7 protein-coding genes are annotated in these 14,403 nt (G+C 48.4%); 4 read left to right on the top strand and 3 right to left on the bottom strand.

Annotated elements, in window-relative coordinates; all coding sequences use genetic code 11:
• Positions 1 to 43: 43 nt before the first annotated feature.
• From argB to Q0628_RS00330, 3 genes are all read left to right on the top strand, one after another.
• Positions 44 to 835 carry an acetylglutamate kinase gene (gene argB, locus Q0628_RS00320; protein ID WP_163453894.1) on the top strand — a complete coding sequence of 264 codons (792 nt, stop codon included), beginning with the start codon at positions 44 to 46 and terminating at the stop codon, positions 833 to 835.
• Positions 816 to 2,027 (top strand): acetylornithine/succinylornithine family transaminase, encoded by a 1,212-nt coding sequence (locus Q0628_RS00325; RefSeq protein ID WP_298767417.1) that lies wholly within the window; start codon positions 816 to 818, stop codon positions 2,025 to 2,027. Before argB ends, Q0628_RS00325 begins: the two co-directional genes overlap by 20 nt.
• Before the next feature lie 202 nt (positions 2,028 to 2,229).
• On the top strand, positions 2,230 to 3,060 hold the full coding sequence (locus Q0628_RS00330) for a hypothetical protein (protein ID WP_298767419.1): 831 nt from the start codon (positions 2,230 to 2,232) through the stop codon (positions 3,058 to 3,060).
• A gap of 261 nt (positions 3,061 to 3,321) precedes the next feature.
• Here Q0628_RS00330 and Q0628_RS00335 read toward each other — a convergent pair whose 3' ends face one another.
• Positions 3,322 to 4,827, bottom strand: a complete 1,506-nt coding sequence (locus Q0628_RS00335; RefSeq protein WP_298767421.1) for a radical SAM protein — start codon at positions 4,825 to 4,827, stop codon at positions 3,322 to 3,324.
• A 51-nt stretch (positions 4,828 to 4,878) separates the two neighbouring features.
• Here Q0628_RS00335 and Q0628_RS00340 point away from each other — a divergent pair, with 51 nt between their 5' ends.
• Positions 4,879 to 5,484: a toxin-antitoxin system YwqK family antitoxin gene (locus Q0628_RS00340; protein ID WP_298767423.1), complete on the top strand. Its 606-nt coding sequence runs from the start codon at positions 4,879 to 4,881 to the stop codon at positions 5,482 to 5,484.
• Positions 5,485 to 5,533: 49 nt separating this feature from the next.
• Here Q0628_RS00340 and Q0628_RS00345 read toward each other — a convergent pair whose 3' ends face one another.
• Both Q0628_RS00345 and Q0628_RS00350 read right to left on the bottom strand, forming a co-directional pair.
• Positions 5,534 to 6,541, bottom strand: coding sequence for an Rpn family recombination-promoting nuclease/putative transposase (locus tag Q0628_RS00345; RefSeq protein ID WP_298767425.1), 1,008 nt, complete (start codon positions 6,539 to 6,541; stop codon positions 5,534 to 5,536).
• Between the two features lie 200 nt (positions 6,542 to 6,741).
• On the bottom strand, positions 6,742 to 12,111 hold the full coding sequence (locus Q0628_RS00350) for a hypothetical protein (RefSeq protein WP_298767427.1): 5,370 nt from the start codon (positions 12,109 to 12,111) through the stop codon (positions 6,742 to 6,744).
• Positions 12,112 to 14,403: the final 2,292 nt, after the last annotated feature.

Below are 14,403 nucleotides of genomic sequence, written 5' to 3' on the forward strand. Positions count from 1 at the left end.
CATCGTCTTTTAAGGCGAACAAAACGAGAGGACAGCACCCGCGATGAAGAAAGTGGTTGTAAAAATTGGTGGCAGCCTGGCAATCGACGAAGCTAAGCTGGCTGATTTTGTGTCGGCAGTCTCTACCCTCCCCGGTAGTGGCTGTCAGGTGGCCGTGGTTCACGGCGGTGGCAAGGACATCAACGAAAACATTGCCTTGCTCAAGGAACAACCCACATTCATCGACGGTCTGCGTGTGACGACGCCCGGCATCATGAAGATGGTGGAGATGACCCTCTCTGGCCACGTGAACAAGAAGCTTGTGCGCATGCTCCTGAACAACGGCTGTGGCGCCGTCGGTATTTCGGGAGTAGACGCGAACTTGTTCCAGGTCGAAAAGAAGCAGGGCAAGGTGGACCTTGGCCTGGTGGGCGAAATCAAGAAGGTGAACCCGGGCATTGTGACCGCGCTCTGGGGTGCGGGGTTTGTTCCCGTAGTGAGCCCGATTTCTATTGGCCCTGACGCAAACGGTAAGGTTGTGAGTTGGAACGTGAATGCCGACACGGCTGCATCTGAACTGGCTGTGGCGCTCGAAGCCGACCAGTTCGTGCTGGTGAGCGACGTGCCGGGCGTGATGGACGAAAACAAGAATGTAATTCCCGAACTGAGCGAAGCGGACGCCGAAAAGCTGATTGAAGCTGGCGTCATCTCCGGCGGTATGATTCCCAAAGTCCGCGAGAGTTTCAAGTCGATCCGACGAGGACTCAAGAGCATCCACATCGTGGGTTGGAAGGACGCGGAACACTTTGGTAAACAAATTAATGGAGATTTAAACTATGGCACAATCTTGCGCTAACCTGCTCGAACAGGACAAACAAATTATCGCGCCGCTCTACGGCAAGGCAGACATCAACTTCGTGAAGGGCGAAGGCTCTTACCTTTTTGATGACCAGGGCAACAAGTACCTGGACTTCGTGGCAGGTATCGCCGTGAATGCTCTCGGTCACCAGAACCAGGCGATTAAGGATGCGGTGGTGGAACAGATGAACCACTTCAACCACATCAGCAACCTTTACCCGAACTACCCGCAGATCGAACTGGGCAAGGCCCTGTTGGAAATCACCAAGTTCGACAAGGCATTCTTCTGCAACTCGGGTACCGAGGCCAACGAAGGCGCTATCAAGTTCGCACGTAAGTACTTCGACCGGAAGGGCGAAAAGAACCGGCAGAAGATTATCACGTTCGTGAACAGTTTCCACGGCAGGACGTATGCCGCTCTTTCTGCGACGGGCCAGCCGGCCATCCGCGAAGGCTTCGGCTCCATGCCGGGTGACTTCGTTCATGTGACTTGGAACGACTGCGCTGCCTTGAAGGCCGAGGTGGATTGCAATACCTGTGCCATCATGCTGGAATCGCTGGCCGCCGAAGGTGGCGTGATGACGCTTTCTGCCGAGATGGTTGCAACGATCAATAGCCTGCAAAAGGAATGCGGCTGCCTCGTCATCGTTGACGAAGTGCAGGCGGGCGTGGGCAGGCTTGGAACCTTCTGCGGTTTCGAAAAGTATGGCCTGAATCCGGACCTCGTTTCTTTGGCTAAGGGCATTGGCGGCGGTCTCCCGCTCGGTGCGGTTCTCCTGCGCCAGAAGATTGCCGACCAGCTCAAGGCCGGTGACCACGGTACCACTTTTGGCGGCAACCCGATTGCATGCGCCGCAGGTCTCGCTGTCGTGAAGCAGATTCCGGGCCTCCTCAAGAATGTGGCCGAACGTTCCGCCCAGATTAAGGCGGGTTTGGCAGCCCTCGTGGAGAAGTACAGCTTCGCCAAGGAAATCCGCGGCGAAGGCCTGATCCTCGGTGTGGCTCTCGACGAATCTATGCCGGTGGGCAACATCATCGCTGCGGCCCGCAACGAAAAGCTCATGGTGCTCAGTGCCAAGGGCAACGTGCTGCGTTTGCTCCCGCCGCTGAATGTTTCGGATGTCGAGTGCAACGAGGCCCTTGCGAAACTCAGCGCCGCCTTCGAAGCAGCTTCCAAGGCAGTGAAGTAACATTCATAACATAAAGACTATAGGGACCGCGACGAATATGCCGCGGTCTTTTTTTTGAGCATGCATGTACTTTGTACGCGCGTTTTCTAGATGTCAATTATATGCGACAAAATGACTTGTTTTGTAAAAGCATCTACAAAAATGACCTTGTCAGAGTTTTTGTAATGTATTTTGCAAATCTCAAAACATCTTTTTGACTTTTATGGAAAGCTTGAATTATCATTTTGTCACAAGTTCCTTGCGCAATCTTCTCCAGTCACATGCAGAAGAAATGCTCTCGTTGATTGAAACCCTGAAAAAATCTTTGAAGGCGGCACCTGCAGGTACGCTCAATGTCTCGCCTCACCAAGGAACATTTCAGTACTATCAAGTGTTGCCTAGTACCGGAAAGAAGGGACGCTATATTTCAAAGGAGCAACACTCGCTCGCCCAGAAGCTCTCGCAGCGCGATTATGATAAGGCGTTGCTTGTCGAATTGCAAAAACAACTCAAAGCGATCGACAAGTGCATCCCTGTATGCAATCCGGAGCGATTTGGCTTGCTTTGGCAAAAGTTGCATCCGGCGCGGCGCGCCTTAGTCAAGCCACATGCGTTGCCTGACGATGAATATTCCCGCTTGTGGATGAGCATTGAGTACAAGGGTCGCGGATTTGATGACGCCGCGCCGCAGCTAATGTCTGCAAAGGGCGAGCGAGTTCGTTCAAAGTCAGAAATCATTATCGCTGACACCTTGTTTCGACTTGGAGTTCCTTATCGCTATGAATTTCCGTACAAGATGCGCGATGGAAATCGTCGTATAACAGTTTACCCTGATTTTACATGCCTGAATGTTCGAACGCGCCAAGAGTTTATTTGGGAGCATTTTGGCTTGATTGAAGATAGTGGCTACGCCAAGAATATGATTGCCAAGTTGGAATTGTATGCGGCGAACGATTTCTTTGCAGGCGTGAATTTATTGACGACACAAGAATCGTATGAGCATCCGCTGAACACGGTGTATGTGGATCGTTTGGTGAAGAAATTTCTGCTGTAGCGACTTTAATGTTGAAAACACTCAAAAAGGCGGTGAAATCTTTTTATAATACCAGTTTCCACCGCCCCCAAAAGACCGACTTGAGTTTGTTTTCATTGTATTGCCGTTTTTTAGCGGTGTATTTTGTTGACGTGTGTTGTTTCCACCGCTAATAATTTCTGTGGCGAATGTAAAATGGAGTCGTCAATAAAAAAACGGCGGTGAAAAAACAAACATTCGTCTGTTTCCACCGCCAAAATTGTACGCCCAAAGTTATATGCGTTATTCCTTCACCGTCGGGGCTTGGCGTGCAACAGGGGCGAGCTGCCCGTGCTTGCGGAACAGGTGCTTCACTAGCGTGCCGAAACCGCGCATTACGCGGTAGCGTTCGCGCGGGTTCTTGATTGCCATGATGCCCTGACGCAGAATGTAGCTCGGGCGCAGGTAGAACTCGCGGCGGGCCTTGTCGCAGAAGTCTACAAGCGCTTGGCTCGTGAGTTCGCCGCGCTGGATCGTGGTGCGGTGGAAACCGTCCTTGTCGAGCCACTGGTTGTAATCCTTAGTCTGCAATGCGCCGCTTTCCAAGGCTTCCTTGTAAGCTTCGGTGCCGGGGTATGCCATGATGGGATAGAACTGAGCCGTATTCGGGTTCAACTTCTTGGCGTAGTCGAGCGTCATGCGGAGCGTTTCCGGCGTGTCGCCCGGGTTGCCGACCATAAAGCAGCCGTGCACCAAGAGACCTGCCTTGCGGGCGTTCTTGGTGAATTCGATTGCCTTGTCGGTGTTCTTGACACCCTTGTGGATGTTTTCGAGAACCGCAGGCGAAGCGCTTTCGAAACCCACGCACATTTCGCGGCCGCCGGCCTTTTTCATGAGCTTGAGCAAGTCGAGCGGCACATCGGCGCGAGCGTTGCAGCTCCAAGTAATCTTGAGGCCGCGTTCCAGAATCAAGTTGCAGATTTCGCGCACGTGTTCGTGGCTTGCGGTAAACGTGTCGTCTTCGAAGAATACTTCGCCGAGGTCGTCAAAGTTTTCCTTGATGTACTGCAGTTCGTCGACCACATCCTTCGGAGAGCGGCGGCGGAACTTGTGGCCGTTCAGCGTCTGCGGAATCACGCAGTAACTGCAGCGGTTCGGACAGCCGCGACCCGACAGAATCACAATCAGCGGGTTCAGGTTCGCACCGTAGAAATACTTCTTGTAGCAACTGTACAGGTACTTGCGGTAAACCTTGGACACCCAGGGCAGTTCGTCGAGGTTTTCGATCTTCGGGCCTTCGGGCTGAAAATCGACCGTGCCGTCGGCCTTGCGGAAGGCGAGGCCCGCGATGCTAGAAATTTCCTTGATGTCGCCGCGCAGGTAGCGGGCGAGATTTCTTGCAGTATAGTCCGCCTCGCCGATAATCACGAAATCGAGGCTGGGTTCCATTTCCATGGATTCCAGCGGCTCGGCGGTGGCGTGCGTACCCATGATGGCAATCTTCGTTGCAGGGAGTTCCTGCTTTATGGCATGCACCACCTTCAGGTCGTTCAAAATACTCGGCGTGCTCGTGCTGCAAACAACGAGCTCGGGGTCAAACTTCTTGATACCCTCCAAAGTTTGCGGAAGGTCGAGCTCCATGGCGGGACTATCGATAAGCTGAATTTCGTTGCCGTCGGCTTCGACAGTGCCGGCTGCGTAACTCAGGAACATGGGCCAGTAAAGCGTAGAGGACTTCGTTACACACGGGCTGCGGGATTCGCGGCTGAACATCGGGTGAAACGGCGGATTTAAAAAAGTGATACGCATAAGCAAACGCAAAATACATAATTATTGGCGATTAAGCTACATTTGTAAGCGATGAAAAAGCTTTTTTTCGTGTACATGGCCCTTTGCGGACTCTATTCGCTCGCGATTGCGCAGGAAAGCCCTGCAGCGCTCGATACGATTAGGGAATTTTTCCCTGATGGTAGCCTGTCTCGCATGTACACGGTGCAGCGGGGGAGCTCTATCCGCGAAGGGGTGGCGCTCAGCTACCACCCGAACGGAAAACTCGCCGTAGAAGCGCCTTACAAGGCTGGAAAACTCGATGGAGTGTTTCGCAGCTACTACGATAATGGAAAACTTTGGCGGACCATTGGCTACAGGGATGATGTTGAAGAAGGCGCCACGATCACCTATTTTGAGAATGGAACCAAGAAGAGTCGCGAACTTTATAAAGGCGGCGTCCTGGATGGCCTTACTGAAGAGTGGGACGAAAAAGGCCGACTCCGTCGCAAACTGCCTTATGTAAACGGTCATCTTCACGGAGTTGCGAAAGTATTCGATGATTTGGGAGGCCTCAAGGAAGAAATGTCCCTGGACCATGGGCTGCGCCATGGTGCCTACCGCCGCTATAATCGTGGCATCATGATTCTGGAAGCGGAATTTGACCATAACCGCTGCATTAGGAATTGCGAATTTTAAAAACGGCCGTTCGCAAGGAACGGGCCGCTTTTGAAAAATTAATTGAAAATTATTTCAAGGGAGATTTTGCGGACGGTGAGGCTAAATTTGCCTGTACCGCGGCAATTTGCTCCGGAGAGAGGGCAACGCCCATTTTTTGCAACATGGCAATGGTTTCGATTCTTCCCTCGGCAATGCCCTCCGCTCGGCCTTCCGCGCGTCCCTCGGCAATGCCCTCCGCTCGTCCCTCGGCAATGCCTTCCGCTCGGCCTTCCGCGCGAGCTTCTTTTCGCTCTATTTCTAGCGTGTATGCTTGGTCTGACATGAACTTAGCCTCCGAGACAAGGAATCCCATATCAAAGTTACTCAACTTTGCTGCATTTTGCAAGTGGACCACATTGGCCATGAAGGTGGTTTCATCAAGATCCTGCTCGTTGTTGATGCTTTCGATAGCCCGTAGCCAGCATGCGAGCCGACTTTCATCCATCTTGTAATCTCCCTTGATGAACTTGGCTACCTCGACAATTGTGAGCATGTGCTTGCCGAAGAAAACCTCGTTGTTCTGATTCTTGAGCTGCACGCAGTGCCTGTAGTCGTTAGACTCCGGATAGGAATCAAACATCTGGAGTGCGATAAAGTCCATGTTCCGTAGTGTGTATACCTGCCCCGGAACCTTGTTTTGTAACGTGTGACAAGCGGTGTAGAATACTAGACGGTCCTTGAAGGAGTCGTCGCCTTTGTGCTGGACTTCGATGACGATGCGATTCTTGTCTTGGTTCAAGGCGACTAGATCAGAGGTGACGCTTTTGACGAATGGGCCGCCGGGGACCGAAGGGTCGATGAAGTCTAGACTGCGAATGCAGTTGGGCCCCTCAAGCTTAAGGACTGCGTTTAGGAAACTCGCTGCCATGTCCCTGTTGGAGTAGGCCCCGAAAATTTTCTTGAAGCACGAATCGTTATAGACATAAACGTACTTGTACTTTTTGCGGAATTCCTCGATGCAGGCCGCGACATCGCCGTTGGCGACGCGCGTCTCGTTGATCTTTTGCAGCATGGCCGCATACTGTTCTCTATTCATGATGAACCTCCGTTCGTTGTAGGGTAGAGATGACCCTTGATGAAAAAAAAAACACCTGTTTTTACAGGTGTTTCGGAGGTTTCCGGACGCGTAGGTGGAAATTAGAAAAGGAGTGAAAAATGGCAAGGGTAGAAGTGTAAAAGTATTGTAAAAACACCCCGCCGAGGCGGGGTGAGAAATTTTAGGATTTTTAAGAAATATTAATTTTCAAATTTACACCAACCAGTTCCATTCCACTCAACACAAACTTTATCTATGAATACCTGCGACTCAGATGAGCAGGACATTGTAACGCCCAAATCTTGCTTAAAATTGTTATTTCCGGTACTCCAAGTCTTTGTTCCGTAAGTATATTTTACGCCTCCCGACCCAGTAGTTCTATTGCAATTTAATTGCGGACTTCTATTACAATCGTTGTTCCAAACGCCAGATAAAGAGAAACATGTTCCACTGACAACATTGTCAACTTGTGGGGGGTACTGTCCATTTGAAATAACCATATGGATAACATCATCATCGTCATCAGGATTATCTCCTGGATCATCATTTCCTCCGCTTCCTGAGCCACTGCCGCATGTTGGCGTAGATGTTCCGCTAACATCGACTTTTATCCACTCGCAGCTTTCATTACCTCTTTCGCTATTACGGCAACCTGTTGTTATAGGTATTTCAATGTAATAGCCTCCATCTACCTTAGACACTCCTGCATTAGAGAGGGCTGTATTGCATGCGGATTCGTTCTCACAATAACCGGGGCGTTTTCCGTTAACCAAAATGGCGTTTTTCCCGTAGTTTTCGTTTATTTCTTTTATGTTTGTGCCAAATAGGCACTTTACCGCAGTATTTGTGCCTTGAATAACCCCTGTGCCGAGATTGTCACATCCTGAACTACAAGTACAGTGGCAGGTCGGCCCTGCAGTAAACTTCATCAATCCCTGGCAGGAATCCCATATATCATGATTACTCTTGTCATAAACAGTAAATGTGTATGCAACATTGTCTGCCTCGCCAATCGGTGTGTGGAACGGAATTCCTGCGTTTGCTGACTCGTATGTACCCGTTCCATCTAAAACAGAAGCATATGCTGTTCCAGAACTTGGTCGCAGCAGATAATCGCACCCACCACCACAGTTCGAAAGAGACGCTGCTTTAAATTCTACATCTGTATCTACAGTGTATGTCCTTTTAGACGGACAAGTTACATCCGGCTTAATCGTAATGGAGCAATCATCATACTTGATGTCATTAATCCAAAGTGTGTATTTGCCCTTCCCTGATATAGAAGGACTAATATCGTTGTTGGTCCAACTGCCCGAAGCTACTGCTGTTCCCGTAGTTGGTGTGTCATTACCTTTCATGATTCGCCAAGTACAGGCACTTCCCGTACATGGGTTGTTTGCATGGGCCTTAAATTGTCCGTTTTCGTATTTGCAACTGGAAGGAGAGAAATCCTTAACAGTCATTGTAGCCGTACACGCTTGAGCATCGTTGATATAAAGTGTATATGTTCCGGCGGTACTTGTTCCAACAGCAATTGCTGACAATTGTATTTCTTGGCTGTTGTCTGTTGTGCCAGTTATATCACTAATACCCGAACTGGATGGTGCAACGAGTTTATAGGTTAAACCAGATATTGGGTTATTACCGTTCTTTAAGTTTGTAAACTTAAAATACGCATTTTCGCCAGGTTTGTAGTCACTATTTGCAAACCAGCAATTCGTGGTAACATTGGTGGAACTGCTACTCACAGGAGCGCTGCTACTACTCGACTCCTCAGAGGAACTGCTCTCCTCAGAACTAGAACTTAATTGTTCAACAATATCAAATGATCCTGATTCGCATTCTGTAAACGGCCTTGCCGTATTGGTGCTACTCAGCCTGAACTTATATGTTCCCACATCAAGCGGGTGCTCGTTATCATTTGCAGCGTCTGTTGCCGTTTTGCCATTCGACACATTTCCGCTACTAGTGGTACTAGGTGTAATTGTCTTTATAACGGAGCCATTCTGAACTAGTTCAATTTTGTAGTTACAGGAGGTCTCGTCAGGACAGTTCGATATACCATAAGTGAACTGTGGCAGGCCCTTGCCTTGCAAGATTGTATTCTGGGAAACCGAGCCGCATTCCGCCGTAATGCCAGTCACCGAGGTGGGATCCGTTGTACACACGGAAGTCGTATTTTCCTTGCTTGTTAGCGTTATCTTGAATACATATTTATAAGCAGCACCCGTGTGACCTGCATAAGGATTGTCCGACCATTCGAATTTTGCATTGTCGTCAGTGAATTTGCATTTTAATTCGGCGTCATTTGTTTCGTAATTGCAGATCAGCGAACTTGGATTTGGACTACTGATATAGTTGCTTGGTTCTTCCACCTTGATGTTATCCGTATGACTCTTGTTTATTACTGCTGCGGAAATGTTCCACTTTCCGCCGCTATAGTTTGCGTTACAGCCGGTTATCTCTACGGCATTCGGGCAGTGGCTTTCGACGGACTTGATTTCTACGGATGATTCGCCAAAGGTATTCACGTGGACTCCCACGACATGTTCCGGATCAAAGCCGTCGATATTTGAAATGTCTTCAACAGGAATCTCCAGCCTGATGTCGGTGCCAGTCTGTGACGATAGATACGGCAAACTGTAGATGAAATCATTGCCGTAAGTGTATCCACTAGTCTCGTTTTTGCTATACAAATAGACTTCGACCTTTTGTCCATTGGGGTTGTCCAAGGTCACATAAATGGTCGCGCCACGCACATTGGCCGTACCACTTTCAAGACCGAAGTAATTTCCATCGCCTGCTGATGTTGTTGATTCGAAAGTGTGGTGTCTAGAACAGGCATTCTGTTCGCCGACCCAGAACGACCCGCAATTGGCGGCGACGCCGTTCTTTGCCCATACGGCTTCTTCGCCATAGACATTGCAGTTTTCTGCAGTGACCTTCGCCATCTTGATTTCTTTTCCGGTGTTGTCAATATAGCCGTGAGCTCCAATATCGGAGAAAGAGTATTCATTAGATCCGCAACGTTGGTAGTCGGAACTATGACTGCAGGCGTCTTCTCCATTGTACCAATAAGCAATTTCGTTTTCTGAACAATCTTTTGCGGCGGTGCTAAACCAGGCAGAGAATCCGACCCACGGTTTTACAGCGGTATTTTTCGGAATAACTCCCGCCGGGTAGGCTGCCTTGAACGAACAGCTGATGGTGGGGTAGGTGTCCCAGCAGGTGGAATTGTAGGTCTCGCTCTTCCAACCGATACCGTAAATTTTGAATTTCGGGTCGGACAGGGCGTAGCCGACATACTCGTTTGGAATACTGCCTGTGTTCGTCACGCCAGAAATCTCGCTATCGGAAAGCTTGAATTCTGCAGAATAAGGCACCTCGGTCCATGCGTTAGGATACATGTCAACGGTAAGTACATCTCCGCCATCTTTCTTGGAAATCGTTGCTGATATGGTCACAAGTTGGCTTGGTTCCGGCGAGTAGGAACTTCCGCTGTTACGCGTGAGAACTTCTTCGGAGCACGAAGAGCCTCCGCTGACACAAAGTCGAGCCTTGAGTACGCCATCGGATGCAATGAATACATTCAGCATAAGGTACCGATTCACATCGGGATCGGAACGGAGTATGAAACCTGAGTTCTTTGCTGTCGCTTTTGCCTCGTCGCTAGCATTCACGCCTTCCCGTGCGGGCTGGAACTGGGCCTTCATTGTGCCGTAGAGACCTGCCTGTACGGAGCTCATGATGATTGCTGAGCCTTTTTGAGACTCTTTCTTGTCGCGGTTAGCGCTTGGTTTTAACGATATGCATCCATCGTCAGAAGAATAGTTGATGTCTTCCCACGATGCGGTTGACTTTTCGACAAGTCGCCACTTTGCGTTCGGGAACGAGGATGTCATCAGGTTGGTCGCACACTTGTTTCCGTCATTTTCGCAGTAGTCAATGCAGTAATTCGTGGAGTTTCCGCACTCAACTGTTCCTCTATTGCTGCTGATGGAACTGCCGGCTTCTCCTTCCTTGAACTCATCAAAGAAGCAATGTTTGTCCTGCTCGCCGAAGTGTGCGTATACGGTGTTTCCGCCACCTGTTACCGAGATTGAATATGATTTACCAGTGAATGGTTCATCGGAGCAGTCTGGTCCACCTTCGCATTTCCAGTAGTTGAAGTCATCCAGGTCCGATTCCGGGCTGAACGAAAGATTGATAGTAGAATTGCGGTAGACTTGCACGTCACAATAGGTTGCGCGGCTTTCCGAATTTTTGAAATTATTATAGGAACATTCAGAGTTGCGAGTGGAGCCATTTTCATCATGCACTTCAATCTTGATGACGGGGTCTCCGGAAATGTCTCCTTCCGTTTCAAAGCCCGCGTGGAATGTCATGGGGAGCGCTTTCAGTGATGCATAGAGCTTGTATGTTTCGTCGACATTTAATGTCGCTGAATGCGATAATGGTACAATGATGGCCTCGCAACCATTAACGGAACTCGCCGTTTTAAGTGAAACTGATCCAGATATGGCACAGCTCCAGCTATTGTTCGTCTCTGTGGTGGTACAGGAATTTCCTTGTACTGTAACCCATTCTTCTGCAGTGGAGCAGTCGGGGCGTTTCATAGCCTTGTCATATTCGCCATTGTTGTTGCATCTATTATCTCCAGTTGTGCTGTTGCAATAACTTTCTATGCTCCATCGTTCTATTTTTGCGGTGTTCGCGTTGTAGATTACTTCAGGGGTTCCCGGATTGCAACCATCTGTTTCGATAACGGTTAATATGACCGAACCATTCTCGGACTCTATGTTCTTGACATTTAGAACCTCTACTGGAGATTCCGATGTAACGACTGCTGTATAAACATTATCTTTTCCTGGAACGAGTGATGCGTGAGATGTGTTTTCAACCTCCCATTCGCTGCCATGAGGAGAAACTGAGAATGTGACATTGCAGCTTTGAGTCGTTCCCGAAGTGGTGTTGGTAAGAAGTAAGGATGCGACTGTAGATGATCCTTTGCTAACCTCCTTGGTAGGATCCGCGAAGGACGCTGTCGGAAGAGTTCCCCCTTCACCCCTGACGACTACCCAGAAGGGCACCTTCATACGGGCAGACGAAGTTCCTCCGGATATTGTTGATGTGACGGATCCTTCAACATTGCATGTGTAAGAGCCTTCTTCAAGTGGTCCGCCGGTTGTTAGCTTTCCTGTTGCGGGGATACCGCTACATGTTACACTGGTACTCGATACTTTTTTTGTCGTGTTCAGAGGAACTATGTTGTAATAGTTTGAAAGTTTCCCCTTGGCATCCTTGGTCAAGTAGACAATACGCGGGAGGACGATGAATGACGCCTGTATCTCCGGAGATTGCTCCACATCTATCGCTTCCTTGTTCTTGTACTGCGATTCTACTGTCACAGAAAGCTGTGGGGCGACCCCAATATAGTAGGGATCAAAGCCGCCATCGGCGACCTCAATATCATTGGCAGGCGAAGAGGATGAAGGTGTTACTTCTACGGTGCCTCCACAAGGGGAACCGTCATTCTTGCAAATGACATTCGCCGTTGTGAGGGCGGCCACCAATACGGAATCGTACTTTAATTCTGCATCTTCAAATCTAATGCGGATACAACTGTCTGTGGGGGTGTATAGGGTCCCTGTAAGTTTAATTTTGCTTGTTTGCGTAAATGGTCCTGTTGAATAAACAAAGACATGTTTAGAAGTTCCTGAAAAATAGGAGGCTCCTTTTGCCAAGTACAAGAATACAAATGAATTGTTGTCGTCTGCGGCAGTGAACATGCTGTTTTGGGCATTGATTTGTTCGTCAACCATTATAATGAATTTGCCTGTCAAGGTTCCGCTAACATTGGCGTTTTTATCGACGCTGGTCAATTTCACAACAACATAGCCATTGTAGAAGTTTTGACCCACATAAGCAGCATCATTCTTATGTTCGCTGTAGCAGGAATTTAAATTGGAAACCAGTGAATTATCCCATTTAGTTATGCTTGCAGCACATCCTTTGGTTGCATAAGATTCGAAGGAATTTTTTGCAGTAATAAGCGGGTCTGGTACCTTATAGTTGGCGTCATCGCATCCCTTTTCTTGTACCCAAATGCTGTCACATACGCTATTCTTGACAGAATCTGCGCACATGAAAGGTCTTTCTAAAGGAAGATCATGAATCATGCTTCCATTGGAGGCAAAGTAGGGACCAACTCCGCAAACGGGTCGCCATTCCTTATTTTCAGCCTTTTTGCACCATGGAGAACCTGTAATTTCCGTTTCCGCTGCGGAATTGCTCATGTTTAGGTATCGATAATAATTTCCGCCAACATTGGTGGTGTGGTAACCGTCATCGTTTGAATGACCGGAATTTGTAAAGATGTATTTCTTATCATTAGATGTTTTGGGCGCGTCTACAAAGTAGCCGTACATCCATGTTCCGGCATTGTCATATCCAGTGCAATTTCCGTAAATATCACTACCTCTACACCATTTCCAGTAGCTGTCTATATATAATCCAAAATCGACATCTTTTCGATCATCGGGTACATGATAGATATAGTACAGCGAGCTTGGCTTGTTAATTTTGGCAGCTTCATATGTTTCGTAAGGCGAGTATGATTCGTTACTCCAATTCTTGTAATGTCCGGCAATTTCGCTATTTCCGCATGTTTCTACTTTAGAGGCGAACATTCCATAACCACTCCATGCAGTGTAACCGCTTAAGCATTGTCTCGGATGGTCTGTCTTTTCTTGGTATTTCGCTGCGGCCTTGTCACTAAGGTCCGACCATGAACGACCGGATTTCACGTAAACCTTTGAACCGGATTCTTCTCCGAGAAGAAATCCCCTTTCTTTTTGTCCGCTATTCCATAAATATTCATAGTTATTATAGTTGTCTCCAGGGAAATTTCCAAAATCGTAGTTATCTACAGGTGCTTTCGCAGACAATTTAAAATCAGTGCAGTGGTATCTTGGACCGTTACCCTCATTCTGCTTGTTGAAATCTACAACATTTGTAGTAATGTATTCATGGCAAGATTTCACCTTGTACTGATTCTGGTCGTTAATGTTGACTTTTCCAAATTCGTCACAAGCAAGGGAACTTCCGTTGTTATCGCATGTACAATTCTTTTTCTTGGCTTTTGTGCAAGTTATATCTTTATACCAAATATTGTATGGTCCTGGCATCCAGACATTTCCTTTGATGATAGTTTGTCTACTCGGGGCCCCCTTATCATGAACGAGGGTAGCATCTTCGCCTGCACATAAATTTCCTCCAACGGTAAATTGGACAGCTTGCGGATTTGTTTTTATTTTGCCTAACATGGTTAGGTGTCGACCAAATGATACCGGTTGATTTCCGACTACCATGTTGCCGCCAATATAAGCGTCCTGTGCGACATTAACTGCGAGTGCAGTTCCCGTTATATCCCCCCCTACAAACAAATTTTTGCTAGTAATTCCGTTGTTGGCGTTCAGGTTTCCGCCGATACAGCTCGTTTTGCCGACATTGATCATGGATCCGCTCAAAGAAGCGTTACCGGTAACAATCCAGTTTCTTGTTGTTGAAGGTGGGTTTGCCCCCCAGTTTCCATTAATGACAGCGGATTCGTAAGTTGTACTTGTTCCTTCGACGCCGCCTCCAAAATAGGCGTATTCGAAGTCGGTCGGATTAAAGTGCTGTGATACTGGCAACCTGACTTGGTACAAACCGTTGACATTCAGAATGGCCACTTCGCTGTGTTTGACTCTCTTGTCGCGAGCATAACCGACTGAAACCAGCTTCAGCTTGTATGTAGGATTTTCGGGGCTCGCGCTCACGCCGACTAGGTACACGTCGTAGCTCTGTCCGGCACGGACAAA

Source organism: uncultured Fibrobacter sp. (assembly GCF_937877005.1).
GTDB lineage: Bacteria > Fibrobacterota > Fibrobacteria > Fibrobacterales > Fibrobacteraceae > Fibrobacter.